The sequence below is a fragment of the Dolichospermum sp. FACHB-1091 genome (assembly GCF_014697585.1).
GTDB lineage: Bacteria > Cyanobacteriota > Cyanobacteriia > Cyanobacteriales > Nostocaceae > Dolichospermum.
Map to the genome: position 1 here is coordinate 1 of NZ_JACJSB010000006.1, position 23,878 is coordinate 23,878.

21 protein-coding genes and 1 pseudogene are annotated in these 23,878 nt (G+C 38.5%); 11 read left to right on the forward strand and 11 right to left on the reverse strand.

Features of this window, described 5'->3' with window-relative positions; all coding sequences use genetic code 11:
* Nucleotides 1-508 precede the first annotated feature (508 nt).
* From pgl to H6G25_RS05270, 5 genes are all read left to right on the forward strand, one after another.
* Nucleotides 509-1,231 (forward strand): 6-phosphogluconolactonase, encoded by a 723-nt coding sequence (gene pgl, locus H6G25_RS05250; RefSeq protein WP_190391695.1) that lies wholly within the window; start codon nt 509-511, stop codon nt 1,229-1,231.
* A gap of 156 nt (nt 1,232-1,387) precedes the next feature.
* On the forward strand, nt 1,388-2,374 hold the full coding sequence (locus H6G25_RS05255; protein WP_190391570.1) for an FHA domain-containing protein: 987 nt from the start codon (nt 1,388-1,390) through the stop codon (nt 2,372-2,374).
* A gap of 143 nt (nt 2,375-2,517) precedes the next feature.
* The gene (argB, locus tag H6G25_RS05260) at nt 2,518-3,411 is read left to right on the forward strand and encodes an acetylglutamate kinase (RefSeq protein ID WP_190391571.1); all 894 of its coding nucleotides are present in this window, start codon (nt 2,518-2,520) and stop codon (nt 3,409-3,411) included.
* Nucleotides 3,412-3,577: 166 nt separating this feature from the next.
* Nucleotides 3,578-4,099: a tetratricopeptide repeat protein gene (locus tag H6G25_RS05265; RefSeq protein ID WP_190391572.1), complete on the forward strand. Its 522-nt coding sequence runs from the start codon at nt 3,578-3,580 to the stop codon at nt 4,097-4,099.
* 19 nt (nt 4,100-4,118) lie between these two features.
* Nucleotides 4,119-4,919, forward strand: coding sequence for a DUF3153 domain-containing protein (locus H6G25_RS05270; RefSeq protein WP_190391573.1), 801 nt, complete (start codon nt 4,119-4,121; stop codon nt 4,917-4,919).
* Between the two features lie 158 nt (nt 4,920-5,077).
* Here H6G25_RS05270 and H6G25_RS05275 read toward each other — a convergent pair whose 3' ends face one another.
* The 4 genes and pseudogenes from H6G25_RS05275 to H6G25_RS21065 all read right to left on the reverse strand — a co-directional run.
* Nucleotides 5,078-5,767 carry a sterol desaturase family protein gene (locus tag H6G25_RS05275; RefSeq protein WP_347239146.1) on the reverse strand — a complete coding sequence of 230 codons (690 nt, stop codon included), beginning with the start codon at nt 5,765-5,767 and terminating at the stop codon, nt 5,078-5,080.
* A 293-nt stretch (nt 5,768-6,060) separates the two neighbouring features.
* Complete coding sequence (locus tag H6G25_RS05280; protein WP_190391575.1) at nt 6,061-7,278, reverse strand: ABC transporter permease; 1,218 nt, start codon at nt 7,276-7,278, stop codon at nt 6,061-6,063.
* A 29-nt stretch (nt 7,279-7,307) separates the two neighbouring features.
* The gene (locus tag H6G25_RS05285; protein WP_190391576.1) at nt 7,308-8,786 is read right to left on the reverse strand and encodes an efflux RND transporter periplasmic adaptor subunit; all 1,479 of its coding nucleotides are present in this window, start codon (nt 8,784-8,786) and stop codon (nt 7,308-7,310) included.
* A 478-nt stretch (nt 8,787-9,264) separates the two neighbouring features.
* Nucleotides 9,265-9,399: pseudogene (locus tag H6G25_RS21065) on the reverse strand (sigma-70 family RNA polymerase sigma factor); the annotation flags it as partial.
* A 216-nt stretch (nt 9,400-9,615) separates the two neighbouring features.
* Here H6G25_RS21065 and H6G25_RS05290 point away from each other — a divergent pair.
* The gene (locus H6G25_RS05290; protein WP_190391577.1) at nt 9,616-10,218 is read left to right on the forward strand and encodes a glyoxalase-like domain protein; all 603 of its coding nucleotides are present in this window, start codon (nt 9,616-9,618) and stop codon (nt 10,216-10,218) included.
* 136 nt (nt 10,219-10,354) lie between these two features.
* Here the strand turns inward: H6G25_RS05290 and H6G25_RS05295 are convergent, their stop codons facing one another.
* On the reverse strand, nt 10,355-10,963 hold the full coding sequence (locus tag H6G25_RS05295) for a hypothetical protein (RefSeq protein ID WP_190391578.1): 609 nt from the start codon (nt 10,961-10,963) through the stop codon (nt 10,355-10,357).
* 290 nt (nt 10,964-11,253) lie between these two features.
* Nucleotides 11,254-13,704 (reverse strand): ATP-dependent Clp protease ATP-binding subunit, encoded by a 2,451-nt coding sequence (locus H6G25_RS05300; RefSeq protein WP_190391696.1) that lies wholly within the window; start codon nt 13,702-13,704, stop codon nt 11,254-11,256.
* A 243-nt stretch (nt 13,705-13,947) separates the two neighbouring features.
* On the opposite strand from H6G25_RS05300, the gene H6G25_RS05305 reads away from it, so the two are divergent.
* Nucleotides 13,948-14,244 carry a DUF3288 family protein gene (locus H6G25_RS05305; protein WP_190391579.1) on the forward strand — a complete coding sequence of 99 codons (297 nt, stop codon included), beginning with the start codon at nt 13,948-13,950 and terminating at the stop codon, nt 14,242-14,244.
* A gap of 7 nt (nt 14,245-14,251) precedes the next feature.
* Here H6G25_RS05305 and H6G25_RS05310 read toward each other — a convergent pair whose 3' ends face one another.
* Nucleotides 14,252-15,670, reverse strand: coding sequence for an MlaD family protein (locus H6G25_RS05310; RefSeq protein WP_190391580.1), 1,419 nt, complete (start codon nt 15,668-15,670; stop codon nt 14,252-14,254).
* 51 nt (nt 15,671-15,721) lie between these two features.
* Nucleotides 15,722-16,504, reverse strand: a complete 783-nt coding sequence (locus H6G25_RS05315; protein ID WP_190391581.1) for an ABC transporter ATP-binding protein — start codon at nt 16,502-16,504, stop codon at nt 15,722-15,724.
* 344 nt (nt 16,505-16,848) lie between these two features.
* Between H6G25_RS05315 and H6G25_RS05320 the strand changes: the two genes are divergently transcribed.
* The gene (locus H6G25_RS05320; protein WP_028090406.1) at nt 16,849-17,238 is read left to right on the forward strand and encodes an MAPEG family protein; all 390 of its coding nucleotides are present in this window, start codon (nt 16,849-16,851) and stop codon (nt 17,236-17,238) included.
* 124 nt (nt 17,239-17,362) lie between these two features.
* Here the strand turns inward: H6G25_RS05320 and ald are convergent, their stop codons facing one another.
* Nucleotides 17,363-18,451 (reverse strand): alanine dehydrogenase, encoded by a 1,089-nt coding sequence (gene ald, locus H6G25_RS05325; protein ID WP_190391582.1) that lies wholly within the window; start codon nt 18,449-18,451, stop codon nt 17,363-17,365.
* 242 nt (nt 18,452-18,693) lie between these two features.
* Between ald and H6G25_RS05330 the strand changes: the two genes are divergently transcribed.
* Complete coding sequence (locus H6G25_RS05330; RefSeq protein WP_137908452.1) at nt 18,694-18,861, forward strand: chlorophyll a/b-binding protein; 168 nt, start codon at nt 18,694-18,696, stop codon at nt 18,859-18,861.
* Nucleotides 18,862-19,370: 509 nt separating this feature from the next.
* Here H6G25_RS05330 and H6G25_RS05335 read toward each other — a convergent pair.
* Nucleotides 19,371-19,733: a single-stranded DNA-binding protein gene (locus tag H6G25_RS05335; protein WP_190391583.1), complete on the reverse strand. Its 363-nt coding sequence runs from the start codon at nt 19,731-19,733 to the stop codon at nt 19,371-19,373.
* A 688-nt stretch (nt 19,734-20,421) separates the two neighbouring features.
* On the opposite strand from H6G25_RS05335, the gene H6G25_RS05340 reads away from it, so the two are divergent.
* The gene (locus H6G25_RS05340) at nt 20,422-21,429 is read left to right on the forward strand and encodes a rod shape-determining protein (RefSeq protein WP_190391584.1); all 1,008 of its coding nucleotides are present in this window, start codon (nt 20,422-20,424) and stop codon (nt 21,427-21,429) included.
* Between the two features lie 210 nt (nt 21,430-21,639).
* Nucleotides 21,640-22,428: a rod shape-determining protein MreC gene (mreC, locus tag H6G25_RS05345; protein ID WP_190391585.1), complete on the forward strand. Its 789-nt coding sequence runs from the start codon at nt 21,640-21,642 to the stop codon at nt 22,426-22,428.
* A gap of 60 nt (nt 22,429-22,488) precedes the next feature.
* On the opposite strand, the gene opcA is transcribed toward mreC, so the two are convergent.
* Nucleotides 22,489-23,862 carry a glucose-6-phosphate dehydrogenase assembly protein OpcA gene (gene opcA / locus H6G25_RS05350; RefSeq protein ID WP_190391586.1) on the reverse strand — a complete coding sequence of 458 codons (1,374 nt, stop codon included), beginning with the start codon at nt 23,860-23,862 and terminating at the stop codon, nt 22,489-22,491.
* Nucleotides 23,863-23,878: the final 16 nt, after the last annotated feature.

The following is a 23,878-nucleotide window of genomic DNA, read 5'->3' on the forward strand; positions in this document are numbered from 1 at the left end:
GATAGAGATGTAAACGCTGCAATTAATGTAAAACAAGAAGCGGTTAGATTAACCGTGTTAGCCTGTGGACTAGATAGTGCCGACACTTCTAGGATGAAGCAGGAAGAAAAAGCAGACTTTTGTTAGCATTAGTTAGCTTTTTTGGGTCGGTTTACTAAAGTATATTACTGAGAAGTAATTAAAAATATTATCATTTCTAGATCCTCATATCCCTGACTTCTTTGGGAAGTTTGGGAATTTATTCCCAGGATCGCTATTTTATTTGTTTGCTGATGTATCCTTTATTCTCTCAACAGTCCTTTGCAGTGATTATCAGCGATTAGTACAACTGAATACTGACCAGCAACCAAGAATAATGATAAAGAAAATAGGAGACGATAATTTATGGCTACACCAGACAAGCTATCGGCTTAACTTGACGATATTAAAAGTTTCCAGAGTTAAACCAGAAAATTGTCAGAAGTTCGCTATGGTATTGCAAAGAAACAGCCTATGCAATGATAATGCCATGAATAAAACTGTTGAATTTCACTCCAGCGTATCCGAGCTAGTCCAACGGGCGCTAGAATTGATCCTGTCAAAAGTGGAAACTGCTATTAGGGAACGGGGAAAATTTACAATTGCTTTATCAGGTGGCAGCACACCGAAACCCTTGTATGAAATCATAGCCAAGGAAAAGTTGCCCTGGGATAAAATTCATATATTCTGGGGAGATGAGCGTTATGTGCCGGCAGATCACCCTGATAGCAACGAACTAATGGCCCGACGTGCATGGTTAGATCAGGTTGCCATTCCAGCGGCTAATATTCATGCTATCCCCACTTTGTCCGCTAATCCAGAAGTGGACGCAGCTAAGTATAACCAGCATCTGCAAACATTTTTTAATTCCGTATCTGGAGAGTTCCCTCCATTAGATGTAGTTTTATTGGGAATGGGTGATGATGCCCATACTGCATCTTTGTTTCCCCACACGGAAGCTCTCAAGGTTTGCGATCGCTTAATTACTGTCGGTAATAAAGATGATAATCTTCGCATTACCTTTACTTACCCATTTATTAACGCGGCTCGAAATGTGATTTTTATGGTTGCTGGAGCTAACAAAAGACCAGCACTGGGGCAAATTTTTGCACCGATAGCAGATGATTTCGCTTATCCATCTCGCTTGATTAAACCCCAGGGAGAACTTTACTGGTTGCTAGATGCAGCTGCTGGTTTAGAACTCAAACACTAGCTATGATTCTTGAGATTTGGATGATTGAGATAATTAAGAATAATCACCAATGATCAACTTCTTCTCACCCTAGGTAATTTTTAGCATCAAAAGCTAAAATTACTCCTGTGCTTGCCAGTAATATTTTTACAACGACCTTCACTAAGGCTTAAATCCATGATAGTCTGTCCTAATTGCAATCACCCTAATCCAGATGTTGCCGTTCAATGTGAAGCTTGCTACACACCGTTGCCAGCTACAGCTAAGTGTCCTAATTGTGGAGCAATAGTACAGTCAGATGCCGCTTTCTGTGGTCAGTGTGGCTATAACCTACATTTTCACGCCGCCGCCACAGCAGCAACCACAGTCGCCCCAACTGGGAGTCCTAATATCCCCCCTGTAGTCGCTCCTGACCTAATGATGGAACTGTTACAACCCGATGCTTTGGGAATTGCTCAGGCTAGCAACCCGCCAGCGACAGTAGTAGTTCCCGTAGCTGAACCTGCATCTGTAGTTCAGGAACAAGCTGTTTATGTTCCTCCTGTAGCACCAGAATCAGAAGTTTATATTCCCCCTGTACTCACACCCCCACCCGTAGCTGTAGTTCAGGAACAAGCCGTTTATATTCCTTCTGTACCTGCACCTGTAGCACCAGAACCAGAAGTTTATATTCCGCCAGTGCTTACACCTCCACCTGCACCTGTAGCGCCAGAACCAGAAGTTTATATTCCGCCTGCTTATATACCCCAAATAGATCCCCTACCAGTTGTGGAAGCAGCCCCAGCAGTTTCACCGGTAGCAGCACCAGTAAAGGTGGCGACCACCCAATTACAACAGGTAGTGGCGCGGTTATTTCATGTTCAAGCTAACCAAGAAATAGAATTACCACAAAATGTCTCGGTTGTTCATATTGGTAAGCCTAATGATCGAATTCCTCCAGATATAGATGTTTCAGGATTCGCAAATTCGGAAATTGTTTCCCGGATTCACGCAGATATTCGGATTGAGGGAGATGCTTGTTATATAGAAGATGCAGGTAGTTCCAATGGTACTTACATCAACAATTTACCTCTATTACCAGGAAACAGACATCGCCTCCGTCCCGGCGATCGCATTAGCTTAGGTAAGGGCGATTTAGTGACTTTCTTGTTTCAACTCTCTTAGGAATAGGTAATGGGTAATGGGTAATGGGTAATGGGTAATGAATATCTCTCTGCTCCCTGTCCCACTGCTATCATCACAATAGCTTATTAACTCTAGTTGCTAGTTATCCAATAAACTAGATAATTAGCAACTTGGGTAAAAACATGATTAATGATACAGAGTATATCAGGAAAGCTGAAGCGAATCGCGTCGAAATTCTCAGTGAAGCATTACCTTACATCCAACAATTCACTGGTCGCACCGTTGTAGTTAAATATGGTGGCGCAGCCATGAAGGATAGCAACCTCAAAGATAAAGTGATTCGGGATGTTGTCTTTTTATCTTGCGTCGGCTTGCGGCCAATTTTAGTTCATGGTGGTGGTCCAGAAATTAATAGTTGGTTAGCTAAGTTAGGAATTGAAGCACAATTTAAAAATGGTTTGCGTGTTACCGATGCACCAACAATGGATGTAGTAGAAATGGTGTTAGTTGGGCGTGTAAATAAAGAAATTGTCGCGCTAATTAACCAGGCTGGAGGTATGGCCGTAGGACTTTGTGGTAAAGATGGTAACTTAATTACGGCTCGTCCTCAAGGTGATGAAGGAATTGGTTTTGTTGGGGAAGTTAGCAGTGTCAATATCAAAATTTTAGAAACACTTTCTAGTAATGGCTATATTCCCGTAGTTTCCAGTGTTGCTGCTGATGAAACGGGACAGGCTTATAATATTAATGCTGATACCGTAGCGGGGGAAATAGCCGCAGCTTTGGGAGCAGAAAAATTAATTTTGCTCACCGATACCAGAGGAATTTTAAAAGATTATCATGACCCTTCTACCTTGATTCCGAAAATAGATATTCGGGAAGCGCGACAATTAATTGCTGATGGTATAGTTAGTGGGGGGATGATTCCTAAAGTGAATTGTTGTGTGCGATCTCTAGCTCAAGGGGTGAAAGCTTCACATATCATTGATGGTCGTATTCCTCATGCTTTACTGTTAGAAGTATTTACAGATGTGGGGATTGGGACAATGATTCTTGGTTCTCAGTTGAGACAATAATCAGGATTAATAGTTCTGGTGAATAAAATTCACGGCTACACAAACAAATTCCGCCTCCGCAGACTGCATAAAAACCAGATATTTCTCACCCACGCAGGTGGGTTTTGTTTGTGTAGATGCGGTTTCTAACCGCCAATTTAACTAATAACTAATGACTTAATAACTAATGACTACAGAAAGTTTAGAACTCGCTAGATCTCGTTACCAAATGGGGACAATTGCTTTTGAAAATGGTCAATATCGGGAAGCTGTAGAAAATTTAGAAAAAGCCAGCGCCTTATTAGGAAAAAATACCCGTTTTGCTGGTGAAGTAGAAATTTGGTTGGTGAATGCTTATGAAGCTGCGGGACGTTCAGAAGCAGCAATAAATCTTTGTCAACAACTTGTAGGTCATCCCCATTATGAAATTCGTCAACAAGCAAAGCGCCTAGTCTATATTTTAAAAGCACCCAAACTTAATCGTCCTCAAGAATGGATGACAGAAATTCCCGATTTTGGTATAGTTTCTGATCACAAATCGAAAATAGTTGTCAATTCCCAACCTAAAAAATCTCAATCTCAACCTAAATCTGTAGAACCAGAATATATTGATCTTAGCACGGTCAATACTAAAGATAATCGCTTTGTTTGGGTAGCTTTAATTGCTGTTTGTTTAACAATTTTCTATTTAGTTTGGTTAAGTTTTTAGCAAATAAGGAGAAAATACAATGAACGTATTCACTTTCATTAAGATAAAATCCCGATTTTTTTCAATTAGTAAAATTGGCAAAATTACCAAAATAAAACCTATTGTATTGATGGTAATACTTTCTTCATTGCTCCTATCTGGTTGTGTAAAATATGATTTAGGAGTCAATTTTAATAGCACAAATAATGGGGAATTAATACAGCATATTCAGTTAGCGGAAAAAGTCACTATTTTTAGTGGTGATTATCTATCAGAATGGTTAAAAACTTTAGAAAATCAAGCACGAACTTTAGGAGGTTCAACACAGAGAATTTCACCAGCAGAAATTATTGTTAAAATTCCCTTTACTAGTGCGAAGGAATTACAAGGAAAATTTACTATATTTTTCAAAAATCGCAGTTCTCAAGATAGCAATAATTCAGAAATATCAGATATTACCTCAAGTTTGGTAGCAGAAGATAGGAATTTTTTCCTATTTTCTAGAAATCATCTAGTTTATGATTTAGATTTGCGTTCTTTGGCCATGCTTACCACCAACAATAATAATTCAATTGTCAACTTAGATTTTAGTTTACAGACACCTTGGGGAACAAAAAACATTGACAATAATGAAAATGCTATCAAACCAGAAAAGCATGGTAATCAATTGATATGGAAACTTAAACCAGGTGCTATCAATCATATAGAGGTGGTGTTTTGGTTACCTAATTTCCTGGGAATTGGGACTTTGTTAATTATTGGATTTGTGTGGTTGGGGTTCTATTTGAGATATACATTATTACCAAATCCAAGTATTCAGTTAACAGCTAAAGAATCGTAAAATAAAATAATTAGGGCTTGCTAAAAAAGTTATCTGTGAGGGTAGGGAACAGGGAACTCTTAACAGTCAACCTTCAACCGTCCTACTCCCCTTCCCTCCCAGAGCAGAGGTTGAAGTTAGATCACTCAAGTTTCGTTTCAATATTACCGAAAATACTTTTAAAACCCCCTTTTATTGACTCCCGGCTTTGGTATCATTACATCTGTATTTATCAATTTATCCCAAAAACGAAAATAAAGACCATAATTACAATTAAACTTGTGATGATGAAGAGTATGGTGTGTTGGTGTAATCCAATTTTTACCCCAAAAACCACTCATCCAAGAATGGGGATAAACCTCATAACCAGTATGATTGACAACACCAAATATCGTCATTAAGGTTAATAATAAAAGTACCATACTAATATGAATGGGAATAATAAAAACTAGAATAGGAATAATAATTGCTTGAATAACACTCTCAACAGGATCAAAAGAAAAAGATGTCCAGGGTGTAGGATTAATAGATTCGTGATGTATTTGATGAAAACGACGATATATACGTGGAATGTGTAACCAGCGGTGAGTCCAGTAAAAATAAGTATCGTGAAGAAATAAATAAATCAACAAACTCAAAGGTAAATATCCTAAACTATATTCCAGAGGATTAAAATAAACTTTCGTGTATCCTGATATAATCATAGTCATCATTAAAGCACCAGGTACAGCAAAAATCAGACAAGATAAAAGTGACCACTTAATTTCGCTGTTGATTTTACTTTTACGTCCGTCCAAATCATGAAGACGACGACCTTCCCAAGACTTGGGACGACGAACCCAAAGCAACCAATAGAGAAACGATGACACAATTAGGTATCGTGTTGAAAGCACAAAAAACATAAACAAAATCAAGATACCAAATTGTGTCAAGTTAGGGAACATAGGGGCAGGATATAAAATAATGTAATGGCTAAGATATAATATACACCCTATTTTACCTCTTGATAAACACAACTGCATTTATTTCTAAGAATGAGGTATGATACTTAATATTGTTAGTTCAGATTGACCCCTCCATCCCCACAACCCCGAAAATTTCCCCATCTAGGGGCAAACCCCCGTGGTTGCCCCGATATCAAACCTGTAATTTTTAATTATTTTTACGCCGTTCTTAGTGCTACCATGGGATCAAGTTGAGCCGCACGACGGGCCGGAACTACACCGAAGAATAAACCAATAGCGCCAGAAACACCCGCAGTTAAAAGAACTGCTGCTGGGGAAATTGTAGATTGAAAAGGGGTAAATATTCCCACTAAAATGATGCTACCACCCCCTAAAATAATGCCGATTAAACCACCAGTTACTGATAATATCACGGCTTCAATCATAAATTGCAGAAGGATGTCCTGTTGCGTTGCACCGATAGCTTTCCGCAGTCCAATTTCTTGAGTACGTTCAGTCACAGAAACTAGCATAATATTCATAATCCCAATCCCACCCACAAATAAGGAAATACTAGCTATTGCAGCTAACATTATTGTCAATCCTCCGGTAATTGAATTACTGATTTCTAAGAGGTTTTTTTGGGTTTGAATGGTAAAATCATCTTCGCGGGTAATTTTGTGCCGACGACGCAGTAAATTTGCCATTTGAAACTCTGCTGCTGATATACTATTTTCATCCTTCGCTGATACAGAAATCATAGCGATATTAATACCAAAAGGTGATGTTCTCCCAACTAAACGACTAAACATGGTATTAATGGGAATATAAACGGTATCATCATTGTTACTCCCAAAGGAAGAACCTTTAGCAACTGTTAACCCAATGACATCAAAAGTAGTATTTTGAATGCGGATTTTCTGACCCAGGGGATTTTGATTATCAAATAGTTTATTGGCTAAATCTGGACCTAATATTGCTACTCTTTTACTCCGTTTAATATCGAAGTCATTAAAAAACCTACCTTCTTTAATTTCTAAACTACGAACTGTGGGATAATTAGGGGTAGTACCGATCACCGTGCTTGTTGTATTTCGATTACGATAAGTGATTGTAATTCGGTTATTAATCTCTGGAGCAACTTCTTTGACTGCGCGGACTTGTTTAGCTATTGCTTTAGCGTCTTGTAAAACTAAAGTTCTAGGTACTCCTGTCACCCTACTCCGAGTTCCTGGACTACCGGGAACAACAAATAAAGTATTAGGTCCTAAGGATTGAAATTGTTTATTTGTAAATATTTTTGCCCCTTCTCCAATCCCAATCATAGCAATAACTGAGGCATTGCCAATAATAATTCCCAACATGGTCAAACCACTCCGCAACTTATTAGCTAATAAGGTGGTAGTTGCCATTTTCACGCTTTCTAAAATGTCCATAATTTGTGCTGAATTTTTATGTTTAATTTTTATTTTCTTTCTTTGCTCGATTCTGTTTTACCTTTTTCCTTGGTTTTAGGTAGATCAATAAATATCCTATCTCCAGCTTTAAGACCATCTAAAACTTGAACTTCGTTATCAATATTCGCACCAATTTTGACTAGATTAAATTCAGGTTGATTTTTTTCACCTAATAACCACACTCCAGTCTTTCCCTTGCGAGTAACAATTAACTCCTGGGGAATTAATAGGGCATTTTGGATGTTATTACCAAGAAATGTCACTTCACTCACATTCATTCCTGAACGCAGTTTTTCAGACCCTTTATTAACAGTAACCCGCACCTGAAATGAGGTGACATTTTGCTCAACTACCGCTTCAGGAGCAATCAAACGCACTTGTCCCTGAAAAATTTCATCGGGATAAGCATCAACGGTAATTTCTACTTTTTGTCTTTGTTTAATTTGGGATATATCTACTTCAGGAACATTTGCTAAAACTTCTAATCCTTTAGCTAAAGCTACTATAGAAGTTGAGGTAGCAGAAGCACTACTGGAAGCAGAAACAGCAGGACTAACAAAACCCCCCACTGTCGCGTATCTTTGAGTAATAATGCCTGCAAAAGGAGCGCGGATAATTGTATCTTCTAATTGTACTTGTTGTTGTTTTAATTGAGCTTCTGCACTAGCTACTGCTGCTTTTAATCTGGCAATTTCTTCAGGACGATTACCATTTTCTAATTTTCTTAAAGCTTCCTTTTCCTGATTAACTATTGCTTGTTGTTTTTGAATATCTTGGTTACGGTTGCCAATTTTGAGTAAGGATAATCGTTTTTGTGCTTCTTCTAAATTGGCTTTTGCTTTTCTATTTTCACTGATGTATTGTTCTAAACTATCTTGAGAAATCGCTCCATTTTTTGCTAAATCTTGATAACGTTTTAAACGTGATTCAGTTAATTCTACAGCGGCTTTTGCCGAGTCTACTTGAGCCTGTGCTTGTTGAATTTCCTGTAAACGATTCCCCTCACGGATAATTGCTAATTGAGCCTGTGCTTGGGCTACACGGGCTTTTCCTTGGGCAATTTCTTCGGGACGACTTCCCGCTAGGCTTTCCGCTAATTGCGCTTTTGCCTGTTCTAAATTAGCTTTGTATTGGATAATTCGCATTTTAATTTCCGAATTATCCATGCGAGCAATTATTTGTCCTTTCTTGACTGTTTGTCCCTGTTCAACATTTAACTCTGCCAACAGTCCAGAACTTTTAGGACTAATATTGACGCTTTGAATTGGTTGGATTTTGCCGCTAGCAGTAATGCGAACAGTGATATCTTTTGCTGTCACCGGCACAGTCAATTTAGTTATATCTGGTGGTTTATTTCCTTGCTGGATGGTTTTGATAGTGGCTGTTGTTCCTACAATTAAAACACCACTAGCAATTAAACCGATTAACCAACGTAATGGATATTTAACTTTTTTGCCAATTAAGGGAATTTCTATGTAAAAAATCATGATTAAAAAAGTTGAGGAACAAAAATTAGCGAGTCTATTTTATAGACAAAACCTGATGATAATCATTTGATTTATGTAATTCATCATCTGATTGGGTGAATTTTTTATTTTTTGGTTTTTTATCCTCCTGCTGACTATAGTATCATAGTTTTCTTTGTTTAGTAAACATGACTTATTTCCTATTTTAGCAATTTATCTGCTAAATTTCGTGATCATTTCTCTGGGTAACTATTTAAAGGATAGTGAATTTGTTCTATAATCTCAATTCCTTTTGCACCTGTACTTATGGATAAATAGGTAAACAAGACGATATCAGAAGTCAAAACTGGGAATTTTTTACCATTGCTTAAATTCATTCTATTGCTTGATAGTAAATAGTGCTTTTTTATAAAATTTAATCAGGAAATCACGGCGGAAACTAAATTGAATTTTCACTTAAAATAAATATCCCGAATATCAGCAGGTAATTCAGCTTCTAGCAAAAAATCACCGTAAAATACCTGCCACAATCTGGATATTGTCCAAACAGACTCAGTAATTCTTGATCACTGTGATCAAATAGCGACTTTACCAATAGGTGATTAGTTTCGGGAAAGTGGGGAATTTCGACAATATCGCGATTAGATGATTGTTAAAATATACCAATGAATGGTTAAGCGATGGCTTCCTTCGCCGCAGGTATCATTTCGATTATATCTGAAAGTCTGTTAAATAAACTAAGATCAGACTGCTAGACTATTGATAAACTAGAAACAAGGACTTAATGTTAGTCTTAACTGACAATACTAAAAGCCCCCTGCTGATACCAATATTTTGATACTGTTTGTTCATGGTTATAGAAGCTAGTTCAATAATGTTACTGCTAAGTCCACTAACTTTAACTTTAGGCTCGTTTTTGCCTTCTCTGCCCTTGGATAGCCTATTCTCCACCCAAGGGATTATGGTTATGCTGTTGGCAGCTTACGCTGGCGCTATGTGGATGTTCCTGAGTAGCGCACCTAAAGTTTATACTGTCATGGTATCGGATTTAGAAGTTGCCCGACAATTATATGAAGGATTGCTAGATTTGCCAGTGGCGGAAGTACCTTTGCACTATTATTACAATTATGAGCAAACCATTGGTGCAACAGGTATTGACCCGCTGTATATGTCCACTAGTCCCAGTTGGTCTAACAGCACTACGAATAATGGTAATGACGGGCTATGGTATCAACTCAAGAAAAATACTCAATTACATATTATCACTGGTGCAAGTTTAGGCAACAAAGATCAGCATCGTCATGTTTGCTTTGATCATGAGTGTCTGGAATTAATTTTAATGCGGGTAGAAGTCCGGGGTTTAAAGTTCAAAATTCGCAATCAAAAGCCTTTAAATTTTTTAGTTAAGGATTATGACGGACGGGTAATTGAAATGGCTGAAGTTGCTAATTAGTTCTGGGGTGTATTGGGTTTTCCTAATGCACCCTAAATATTTTTTATTTGCTGTGTCAAAAAGATCCCAAATGAATTCTATAAGAGCTTGTTTGAAAAATATTTTTATTAACCACGAAACCCATAAAACCTAATTATTAACCGATAGGATAACATCCTGGATTAACTGCATGAATAAATTCACTTCCCGCTAATGGTCTTCCCCGTTTATAAGCGGCTTCTTGGGGTTGTCCCCAACCTAATTGTAAGATAATTTCTAAAAAGTTCGGGTTTTCCCATTTTAATAAAGTAGCCCATTCTGTTCTTTGGGTAATTCTTTCTACGTCTATTTTGGTAATTTTTTGATGTTGTTTACCATTATTAAAACCTAAATATAAATCCATTTCTGCTGTTGTGATATACCAAAATTCTAAAATTGAATTTTTGGCAAGTTTCAATATTTGTAAATCACTTTCTAAAGCAATTAATTCGGGATCAATTTCTGGATAGTGGAGATTTTTATTCTTAATAGTGATATCTTTCCAGATAATTCCAGAAACTTGATTTTCTCGTTGATATTGATGAATAGAGGTTTTAAAATCTTGGTAAGCTGCGAATCTTTGTAGTCCTTCGGTTCTCACAAATTGGTCTATTAATGGATTACCAGAAACGGTTAATTCTAACTTTAAACGTTCACCTTTTAAGCAAGCTTGGCGCTCGGCTGCTAAAATGTGAATTAATTCTTGAGTATTGTAAATATTTGACATTAGAACCAAACCTAATTAGTCATTTTGTTTCGTTGGTAATTAAAATCAATTAACTATTTAATTATTATCTATGAATGAAAAGAAAGATGCTGTATCAAAACTAACTAAAACTTATCATGGTGTGATATCATTTTCCAACATCAGATTACCTCTTTTCTTCCTTTTTCCTTCGTGTTCTTCGTCCCTTCGTGGTTCATTTATCCCTATTCTCCTATAAACAACCATAAAAAAGGTGGGTTAACAATAAAGTCACCCACCAAATAAATTACCGATATTATAGAAATCCCGAATTAACCAACATTAGTTAATAACAACTCACGGGTTTCGGACTTTCTGACTTTTACCTGACCATCATCATCTACATCAACTATGGCCTTATCTCCCTCAGCTATTTCCCCAGATAAAATTGCTTCTACAAGAGAATCTTCTAGCAAACGCATAATAGCGCGGCGTAATGGTCTAGCACCATAACTAGGATCATAGCCTTCTTGTACAACCTTATCTTGGAAAGCTGCTGTCACTTCTAAGGTGATATTCTTATCTTTTAAGCGACTAGCAACATCATTCAGCATGATTCCAGCAATTTGCTTGACTTCATCTTTGTTAAGTTGAGTGAAGACGATAATATCATCAACACGGTTGAGAAATTCTGGACGGAAATAAGCTTTGAGTTCTTCGTTGACTAAGTTACGAATCCGATGATAACTAGCTTCTGCGTGGTTATCAAACTCAAATCCCAAGCTACTACCACCTTTTTCGATTACCTTAGAACCAATATTAGAAGTCAAGATAATTAATGTATTCTTGAAGTCCACTTTTCGGCCTTTCGCATCCGTAAGATGACCGTCATCTAAGATTTGCAGCAGCATATTAAATACATCGGGATGCGCTTTTTCGATTTCGTCGAATAGCAACACTGTATAGGGTTTGCGCCGCACAGCTTCCGTTAGTTGTCCGCCTTCATTGTATCCTACATAACCTGGAGGTGAACCAATCAACTTAGAAACGTTGTGGCTTTCCATGTATTCGGACATATCTAAACGCACCATTGATTCTTCTGAACCGAAGAAGTAAGCGGCTAATGCTTTAGCTAATTCAGTTTTACCTACACCGGTTGGACCAGAAAAGATAAAGCTGGCAATAGGACGATTAGGACTTTTTAAGCCGACACGAGCGCGACGAATAGCGCGAGAAACGGAGCTAACTGCTTGTTCTTGTCCAATTAGACGTTTGTGTAAAGTGTCTTCGAGATGTAATAATAATTCAGATTCGGATTCAGTCAGTTTGTTAACGGGAACACCTGTCCAAGCAGCGACAATTTGAGCAATATCTTCTTCATTGACAATGGGAGCGTTAACGCTTTCCTGGTTTTCCTCTAAATCAAGTCTGGCTTGAATTGATAATTCTTGTTGACGTAATTTACCAGCTTTAGTAAAATCTTGGACTCTGATAGCTTCAGATTTGGCTTTAGTGGCGGTGGTTAATTCCCGTTTGAGTTCTTTGTTATTGCTAATGCGGGAGTGACGTAACCGCACGCGAGAACCCGCTTCATCAATTAAGTCAATGGCTTTGTCCGGTAAAAAGCGATCGCTGATATAACGGTCTGCTAATTCAGCGGCTGCTACTATCGCTTCATCAGCAATATGGACTTTGTGATGCTGTTCATAAGCACCGCGTAAACCGTAGAGAATATCAATAGTTTCTGTTACGGATGGTTCACCTACCAAAATGGGCTGAAAACGTCTTTCTAATGCTGCATCACGTTCAATATGTTGACGATATTCATCCAAAGTAGTAGCACCAATACACTGAAGTTCACCCCGTGCTAAAGCTGGTTTAAGTATATTAGCAGCATCTAAACCGCCTTCCGTACCACCCGCACCGACCAAGGTATGAATTTCATCAATAACTAAGATGATGTTACCTGCGGTACGAACTTCGTCCATGATTTTTTTCAAGCGTTCCTCAAAGTCACCCCGGAAACGAGTTCCTGCGACTACAGAACCCATATCCAGGCTAATTACCTGCTTATTGAGCAAAATTTCGGGAACATCTTGATTAATAATCCGTTGAGCCAAACCTTCAGCAATTGCTGTTTTTCCTACCCCAGGTTCCCCAATCAAAACCGGGTTATTTTTGGTTCTACGACCGAGAATTTGTACCGTTCTTTCAATTTCTCGTTGACGACCGACTACCGGGTCTAATCTGCCATCCTGAGCCAATTTGGTGAGATTTCTACCGAACTCCTCTATAGATAGATTTTGATTGCGCTGGGAATTGCTTCTCCCACCCGTGACAACCGCTGTATCTTCACCCAGGCGCTTCATTACAGCCGCACGGATAACAGGTAAATCTACTCCTAGATTTTGCAATACTTTGGCCGCGACTCCTTCACCGGCCTCCGTTAAACCTAATAATAAGTGTTCAGTGTTTATGTAATTATGTCCAAGACCGTGAGCTTCTCGGAAAGATTGCTCAAACAGGCTTTTAACTTTGGGGGTAAAAGGAATTTCCGGTGGGACAAACCCAGAACCCCGGCCAATTATTTTTTCTACTTCCCGACGTGCTTCTTTGAGAGTGACACCCAACTCAGCCAGCACTTTCGCAGCAACACCTGTTCCTTCTCCCATTAAACCCAGGAGAATTTGTTCTGTTCCTACAAAGTTGTGTCCCAGTCGTCGTGCTTCTTCCTGAGCTAACATGATTACCCGAATTGCTTCGGAAGTGAAGTGTTCAAACATAGCGGGTTCTTTCCCTCGTGCTGCTTGGATTTTGGGTGAGATTAAGTTCACCCTTATCTAAAGTTTTTTGTATTTTCTTAAAGATAATGTATCTTTATTTAAGTCTCAATGGCAATAGTGAGATCCGTAAGTGACAAGGGGTAGTTGCCGTCATTATTTAGATAATAATAGATAATTAGCAATGATCGAGATTTTTCGCCCTTGAGTTGTTGATGTGTTGTCAACTTTATACTAGTATTGATTATGACACAAAAGCCCGATAGTAATGATCAACAACATCCACTTTACAACCGCGATCGCCCCCTTATTGATATTCTACTTGCTCAAGGCGCAAGCGACTACAATTTATCAGAATTAGCGAGACTAAAAATCCGCTATCAAGGTTTTCCAGGTGCGCGAGACATCCAAAATGATTTAGATCAGGTTTTAAACCGCTGGGGGTTGACGGAGGATGAATTATTCACAAAAACCCGTCAAATCCATCATACAGGCGGAATTTACAAAAGTCGTGGCAAAAAAGAGGAGGAGGACTGGAATTAGTGGGTGGTCAATTGTCAGTTGTTATTTTTCCCTGCTCTCGATTATCTCGCAGTTGCTCAAGTAGTTCTTTTGAAGATGAATTGGCTGTTTGTGGGACTGGTTGGGGAATTGTCTCTACTTTCTTTGGTGTTTCCAGTTCGGGACTTATTACCAATACTTGTTTTTCGGGAACAGGTGCGGTAATTACTACCTTGGGCGGGTTACTAGTGGTTTTAAGAGAGTCTAAAGTTAAAGCTACTTTTGTCTGTTCTTGTACATCTTTACTAGAAGAAACTAATTTACTTAAACCATTCACTAATTGTAGTAAATTTTGGCGGAACTTAGGATCACCTGTTAATTCGTCTAAATCGGATGTAATTTTTTGAGTGTTTTCAAATGTTACTCTAGCTGCATCTAAAGTTTGTTGTAATAAGACAATGTTTTTTGGATCATTTAGAGTTTTAGAAGCATCTTTTAAATTCGCGGAAGCTTCCGCTGCATTTGCTGAGAGTGTTTCTAAGTTTTTCAGTAATTCTCCTTGGGTTAAGCGATTAATCGTTGGTGATAAACTCATCACTGTTTGACGAAGTTGGTTACTGGTTTCTGTCATACTATTCAAAGTTCCAACGAGAGAAGAACGATTCGTAGTGACAAGACTATCTAAGTTATTAAGTAAACGATTTGCCTGTTTAGATGTGACACTAAAATCCTTTGCTGTGGTTCTTAATTGATCCGCAGTTTTTATTGTTGTTGCGGTTAGTTGGTTTGTAGAGCTTTTTATTGTTTTTGCAGTATCAGAAAACACATTCAATTGCCCGCGAAAGCCCTTGCTCAAACTTTGCAAATCCTTAGTCAAGGCTGCGATATTAGCAGCAGCATTGGCGGAATTTTCCAAGGTGCGGTTAACATTATTATAGAATTTCTCGCTACTATACTGAGATGCAAACTCAGAGGATTTACGTATCATTTCGTCAATACTGATACCAATTACACCTTTTAAGCGAGAACCATTACAAATAATCAAACTGGGATTACAGTCTTTATCTAGAGGTTTGGCAGTAATATTTGTTGGTAAATTTCCCTTTGGTGTAATATCAATAATATTTTCGCTAATTAAGCCACTTTGATTGGCTTCAATTAGGGAATTAGTGGGAATCTTTAAATCAGGTGAATTAATTTGAATTTCGACATCAACAGCATTTGGTCCGGCTTTAACACTGGTAATAGTACCTACTTTTACACCACGAAAACGTACGGATGAACCTTTTTGCATTCCGCCGGCGTTAGCAAATTCGACAATTGCTTGATAAGATGTTTGTCCAGGGGTGAGCCTATTCAACCATAGTAAAATTACCCCAAACGCGCCTAACCCTAGTAAGAGTAACAATCCTACAGAACCTTCCCTGATCATGCGTGTAGACGTAAAACCGCTCATTAGACCTCGCATTTATTCCTCCACCAAAAAAAGTAAGCTTGGTAATTTTTATTGACTTGGTACTTAGCCCGTGACTTGAATTGGTCCATGTACGCTTCCACTCATAAATTGTCTAATCAAAGGATTTTCTGTATGATCTAAGGCAGCTACTGTACCTTGCCATTGTACTTTCCCCTGATAAAGAAATACTATTTGGTCAGAGGTACGGCGAATGGTACTATCTTGGTGAGTAACAATGGAGTATGTACTACAAACTCCCTGGGTATGCTGTAAACTGCGGATGAGATCCTCAATGACAGTTGAGGCTATGGGGTCGAGTCCAGCGGTAGGTTCATCGTATAATAAAACCTCTGGATTATCTGTAGGACGTTGAGGATTAGACATAATTGCTCTCGCAAAGCTTACCCTTTTTCGCATTCCTCCAGAAAGTTCTGAGGGGTAAAGATGACTAATATCTGCTAAACCCACCAGTTCTAATTTTTCCTGGACTAGTTCACGAATGAGCGATCGCTTTAACTTAGAATTTTGATAAAGTAAAAAGCCGATATTTTCTTCCACTGTCAAGGAGTCAAATAAGGCGGCTTGTTGAAATACCATCCCAATCCCCACAGGATCAGCAGCATCTTCTATTAAACCATTCCTTTGTACTCCTTGAATATAAATTTCTCCCGCATCGGGTTTTAATAAACCTGCTATTACCCGTAAAATTGTTGACTTACCAGTTCCCGATGGTCCAATAATCCCTAGTGCTTGGCCTCGGTATATTTTCAGATCAACATGATCTAAAACTTTGTTCTTACCAAAGGATTTAGAAATACCCCTTAATTCAATTAGTGGTTCTGTCATTGGTCATAGGTAATTAAATAAATAAGTTCCTCTATTTGTCAAATCCGCAACTCCAACTCTGACACAGAATGAGCTAGGGATGCTAGAAAATTGTACAGGACTTAGGCAACTGGCATCACAGATGAAATTGTAGTTAGGACTTTACTCCTATCTTTGATCAGCTATGGTAACACTTATCAGGGCTAAAGCCCTGACTACAAACAAATAAAATAATATGATTATATAATTTATTGTGACACTTGCGTAAGTCTTATTGGTCTTATTGTAATTTAATTAATTAACTGAACTTGATATAATCTATAATACTTTGTAGATAAAGCCAATTTCTAATTTTATTAAAGTTTATGTCCCCTTATCCTAGTTTAGTGACTGTTTCCGCACTTATACTATACTTCTTCGTCACAATCAATGTTGGTAGAGCTAGATTTAAGTATCAAGTCCCTGTGCCACAAACTACAGGAAATCCCGATTTTGAAAGAGTATTACGGGTACAGCAAAACACCTTAGAACAACTGGCTCTATTTATCCCAGCTTTATGGTTATTTTCTCTTTACGTTAGTCCTATTTGGGGTTCTGGGCTAGGTGCGGCTTGGGTAGTAGGACGTATTGCTTATGCTTGGGGATATTACCAAGCGGCGGAAAAACGTGGTCCAGGTTTTGCAATTAGTTCTTTAAGTAGTATTGCGTTAATTCTCGGTTCATTAGTGGGTATTATTTTATCAATGGTGAAATAGTTTTTGACGCTATTTTATCTATTAACTTTTACCCCTAGTAATATACTTTTACAGGATAATATGGCTCAATCTTGTGGTGCGGGCATCTTGCCCGCTATAATTATACAAATCAAATGGGTACAGCTTACCCTAAATCAGGGAATACCTCTTTGACAGCAGGGTGTACAAGATGGTGATTTTTAACGTTTAATCCTTTTGCTAAAGCTGGATTAAGCTCTAAAGCTTTAGTTCCTAAATTTGCTAACTGGACAGTATAGGGTAAGGTACTGTTGTTTAGAGCTTGTGTTGATGTCCAAGGTACTGCTCCTGGCATATTCGGAACTCCATAATGTACTACTCCCTCATCAATATATACAGGATTTGTATGAGATGTTGGTTGTAGTGTTTCAACACATCCACCTTGATCCACAGCCACGTCAACAATCACTGAACCAGGACGCATTTGTTTAACTAATTCACGGGATACTAAAATCGGTGCTTTTTTACCAGGAATTAACACCGCACCAATCAGTAAATCAGCTTCTTTAACTGCGGCTTCAATATGGGCAGAATTACTGTAAAGTAATTCTACTCTCGAACCAAACAGGGTTTCTAGGTAGGATAACCGTTCCACGTTAACATCTAATATTTGCACCATTGCGCCCATACCCACGGCAATTTTTGCGGCTTCTGTACCCACTACACCACCACCTAAAATCACCACTTTACCAGCCTTGACTCCCGGTATACCCCCTAAAAGTACACCTCTTCCTCCTTGTTGACGTTCTAAGAATCTAGCACCAAATTGGACTGCTAACCGACCAGCAACAATACTCATAGGAGTGAGTAAGGGAAGTCTATTTGCTCCCGGTTGTTCTACGGTTTCATAAGCGATCGCACAAATGCCACAATCAATTAAATATTCTGTTAATTGGCGATTTGCTGCTAAATGCAAATAAGTAAATAACAACTGTTCTTTTTGCAAGAACTTATACTCACTTGTCAAAGGCTCTTTTACCTTAATAACTAACTCTCTATCCCAAGCAGCACTGGCTTTATCAACAATTTCAGCCCCAGCATTGCTGTAATCCTCATCAGTAAATCCCGCACCATTACCAGCTTGACTTTCTACAAATATATGATGGCCATTTTCCCGTAAGACCCTGACACTAGAGGGACTTAACCCTACTCGAAATTCTTGATCTTTAGTTTCTTTAGGAACACCAATTTCCATTAATCACCTCTCATATTTTATTGTTTTACTTTAGCGTGCCAGTACCTATCTAACTATTTTCATATTCAGCAATTCAAAATCCGAAATTTTTAGTCTCTTTCACCTTGACTAATCGGCCAGTTTTATTACAATAGATAAAGAATAATGAAAAAATGTAAAGCACCGATCACCATACTCCGAAATTTGGTTGCCAGATCCCTGTAAATTTTTGTTTGACAATTACAAGAGAGAAACCACTGATTATGACACAACAACCAACTGTTACCCCTAAATTAGAAGAACCCAAGTTTGGCTTTAATGAATATGCTGAACGATTAAATGGCAGAGCGGCTATGATTGGCTTCATTTTAATGGTAGTGATTGAATACACTACCAATCAAGGTGTACTTTCATGGCTAGGTCTTAAGTAAATTTATCATAGGATTTACGCAAAATACCTCTCAAACCCTGATTATACCTATTCCGTGACTCGTGCGTAAGTCCTATTTCATGATTAAATACCCATCTTTAGAGAAGTAAGATGGTATTACTACACCCCGAACTAGTGGTAGCATGGAGAATTACTAAAGGTTATCTATAATAGCAAACCCAGGAAATCCCTGTATGGAAAATCCAATTAGATTTTAAATATTTTCCCACAAAACCGATAAGTTTTTTCAATCAAACTTTTATAAAATAGGTCGCACTATTAAATAACCCCTATATTCTCAATAATCTTGAGAATATTCTCAATAGTTAAACGAAAAAAGTTAATTTGAGGGCTTGATATTCTCAACTATTTTTTGTACAATAATTTTGATTATAATCTACTTGGGTTGTTTTTTTATAAAATCTGAGCAGGGATTCCTAAATTGTAAAAATTTTTGAGTATTCTAGGAGGACTTACGCATTTGCGTAAATCCTGTGGATTAAAAGTAGATTAAAAATTATCTGGAGACATATCAGACATACCAGCTTCAGTATCACGTTTAGAACCGAGTAACTCTAGTTGTTCTACATGAATAATTGGACTAGAACGATTGACTCCGGTTTGGCGATCGCTCCAGGAATCAAATTTCAAAGAACCTTTAACCCCAATCAAGCTACCTTTACGGACATAATTACCGGCAACTTCCGCAGTTTTTCCCCAGAGTTCTAGATTAAACCAATCTGGCTTATCGTTGTTACGGGATCTTCTATTTACTGCTAAAGTCAATCTACATTTAACTGTACCCGACTCAAAATACTTCATATCTGGGTCACCACCTACACGACCAACAAGGGTAACAACATTAATGCTCATAGCTTTTACTTTTGGTACATTTGTATTTTATGATTCATCATACAGCAGTTTCCGATATTATGAGATGATCGGGTACAGACATTAATCATAAAAATCTTGTGGTGCGGGCATCTTACCCGCTAAAAGTGTACCCCATCATTTGATGAAATCCGCTGTATATTAACTATAATAACTCTAAAATAACTAAACCTCGTCCGAGTTGAAAACTGGAGTTTTTCCAGCCTGGAACAGGGAACTAATAAGGATTATAAAAAATCCCTGTCTAATTAGGTACAAAATCATCTGTATTGATCTGGGTTTAATTCTTACTTCTTGTACCTCACTCGAATGGAAATTGCTATCACAAAAAACTGTGGGTTTCAAACTAGATGGGGTTTAATTGTAAAATTATTGAAAATCTGTTACAATTATGATAATTAAGTCTATCAAAACATTCAAAAAATAATTGGCATTAAAAAAGTTATCCGGTTGTACCGAGTGATATTCAAAAAATAGAACACAACAGTCCTGAAACTAAAATCAAGATTGACAAAAACTAGATAAAAAAATAGTCTAGTTTACTAGAATCAGGCAAACAAACATCATGTAATCCATCATTATTAACTCTTATCTTGATAGTCACAATTAGCATAAATAGGGGGAACACAGACGCGTGGGTCTTTTCAGGAATTTTCGTCCATCATGGGATATGGGTATCGACCTCGGTACAGCCAATACCCTAGTTTATGTATCAGGTAAAGGAATTGTCCTGCAAGAACCTTCCGTAGTTGCCATTGATCAAAATTTAAAAGTGGCGCTGGCAGTGGGAGAGGAAGCAAAAAAAATGCTCGGTCGGACACCAGGTAATGTAGTGGCTTTGCGTCCCCTGCGTGACGGTGTGATTGCTGATTTTGATACGGCAGAATTGATGCTAAAAAGCTTTATTCAGCGGGTAAATGAAGGTAGATCCCTAATGTTACCCCGCATTGTGATTGGTATTCCTAGTGGTGTCACAGGAGTAGAAAGACGAGCCGTAATGGATGCAGCTACTCAAGCTGGTGCCAGAGAAGTATATTTAATTGATGAACCAGTCGCAGCAGCCATTGGTGCTGGACTACCAGTTGCCGAACCCACTGGTAATATGATTATTGATATTGGGGGTGGAACAACAGAAGTAGCGGTATTAAGTCTGCAAGGGACAGTAATTAGCGAGTCAGTACGCATTGCAGGAGATGAACTAACGGAAGCAATTATTCATTATATGAAGAAAATTCATAATCTGGTAATTGGTGAACGTACTGCTGAGGACATTAAAATTAAGATTGGTTCTGCCTATCCAACCGAAGATGATAATGATAAAATAATGGAAGTCCGTGGACTGCATTTGCTTTCTGGCTTACCCAGGACTGTCACCATCAAAGGTGCTGAAATTCGGGAAAGCATGGTAGAGCCACTGGCAGTAATTATAGAAGCAGTGAGACGCACACTAGAACGCACACCGCCAGAACTGGCGGCAGACATTATTGATCGTGGTATCATGTTAGCGGGCGGTGGCGCATTACTCAAAGGACTAGATACTTTAATTAGTCATGAGACAGGTATTGTTACCCACATAGCGGCAGATCCTCTATGCTGTGTAGTTTTGGGAACAGGTCGTGTATTAGAAAACTTCAAGCAGTTGGAGAGAGTATTCAGCGGACGTTCTCGCAATATGTAGCAAAAATCAGTTAGTTAGAAATACTGGGTTCTGTATTTATTAACAACTATTTAACTATAGAATCCTTTTTTTGACAAAAATTATACACTATTGGCAGAATTACTAACAGAATTTTGGCATAGGGAACACCGAGAGTCGAGTGAGCCATATTCCTGCGAATTTTGAGTAATTTACTTTTAAATAATTTATAGAAATATATACGGATATGTTATGTTAACTGTAAGACGCTGGTGGGAATACAAGGGATTACAAGTAGGGTTATTGATTCTAGTTATAAGTGGTGCTTGGACTCTGAGAGAAACAAAAGGTGCATTGTTACGCGAAATTTATCAAGGAATAACCAGTCCTTTACAGAGGTTACAGTCAGGAGTTATTCCTGAGCAAAGTATTCAGAATGCGAGATTTTTAGAGTTACAAACCCGCATAGTTGATCTGGAAAGCCAAAATCAAAAATTAAAAAATTTATTGGGTTATACAGAGAGAGAATCCATGCTGCAAAAGCCGATTATAGCACGGGTGGTGGGACGTAGTGCTGATAACTGGTGGCAACAAGTGATTTTAAATCGGGGGACAACATCGGGTATTCAAGAAGGTTCTATTGTTAAAGCTGATGGTGGATTAGTAGGTTTGGTAGAAAGTGTGACTAATAATACTAGTCGTGTATTATTAGTTAGTGATTTAAAAAGTCAAGTGGGAGTGACTATCAGCCGGACTTCAGCTAAAGGGATTTTACAGGGTGATTCTTCTGCAGAAGGGATCTTAGAATTTTACGAAAAAGTTCCTAATGCCAGAGTAGGTGATTTAGTGTCCACATCTACCTATAGTCAGAAATTCCCGGCTGGTTTAGCCATAGGTAGAATTAAATCTCTAGATTTAAAGAAACTCCCGGCTTCAATAGCGAGGGTAGAGTTATTTCCGCCAATTCGGTATTTAGACTGGGTAACTGTTTATCCTAAACCAGAGAAACAGGATTTGGAAACTCCAACCGTGACTAAATAATAAAGAAATTTACTTTAGTGGGGTGGGTAATGGTATTACCCATTACCCATTACCCATTAGCTATTTCCCTAACTTAATAGTGTTACCAATGAGAGTGAGACTTTCCTCAAACAAAGCTTCCCGTCCCCAGCGTTGTACCTGTTGACTTAACAAAGCTTCGGCCTTTTGTTCGGAAAGAGAACTTACCTGTTGAAACAACCCAGCCGACTGAGCGCCTCCATGGGTTTCCATTCGCATACAACCACCAGTTTCTGAACAAATTACGGTGCCACAATTGGCTTGAGGATTAGTAGAACTCAAGCGTAAACCAATTAAATCACCGACAATTTCCCCAATATCAGCAATGGGAACCCCTGCTAACTCGGCCTCTATGTGTCTTTGGTCTGGAGAGAGGAAATTAATGTATGTGATGTCATAATCACCCTTTTCCTGTCTATAGGAAACTGGTCGCCATTCCAAGCGACTAGCTAACCAACCTAAGTATAATAATGCTTGAGCAGCATTACCTTTTTCATAGTCAATATTGACACGATCAATTTCCTTGAGGGCCGCACGACGGTTAGGCGCGTCATAAGCTTCTGCTGCTAATTCTTGCCATGCTGATAAACGTCGCCAATTCAAATCAGCTAGAGGTATACCAGATTCTACCAATTGTTGCAAGCTGAGTAAATCATCTTCTGGTGTATTAAAGTTACAAGAGTCAACAATGACATTATTACATACTGATGCTAACCGCTTAAATAAAGGATTGGCGGCATCAGGTGTAGTTTTCCACCAGAGGAACTTAGGTAAACCACCAATTAACAAAGCCGGAATCATGCCTCCAATGCGTTCTAAAGCTGTAGCAGTACCAGTGAGGGTAATGTACTCACAACAGACAAGAGTGCTGGAAGATTGCTTTTGAATGGGACAATAGGTAGAAACTTGTGCTTTTACTCCTTCATCATCACCGGCAATGGGACATAAAGCAATAATCCGGCAAGGGTTACGGGTAGCAATTTCGTCAGCAATAGTGGGACTGGTAGGACTGAAAGTATACCCCATGGCCGTACCATGATTATCTCCATTTGGTCCAGTGTGCTGCTTTTGGAAATATTCAGCCCGTAAAGCAGTCAGAGTTTCTGGAGTAGCAGTACCGGTTTCTGGAAGATGGTGCTTTTTCTGGACTTCCTGCAAAGCCGTTTTAGTTTGAGGTCCGAGAATACCATCCACTGGACCATTATAAAAGCCGGTGGCGGTTAACAAATACTGAGTTTCTTCTGGTTCGTAAACTACTAAAGTAAATGTTGTGGCGCGGGTAGCAGCGGGTAAACCACCGTCTTCCCCTTGAATACCGTAACTTTGCCAAACTTGATTCAGTTCTACCTCAATTTCTGTGAGGGAAACATCCTTGGGCGCTTGCAAAGAAAAAATCGTAGGTGCTTGAGAAACCATAGTTAATAGTCTTAGT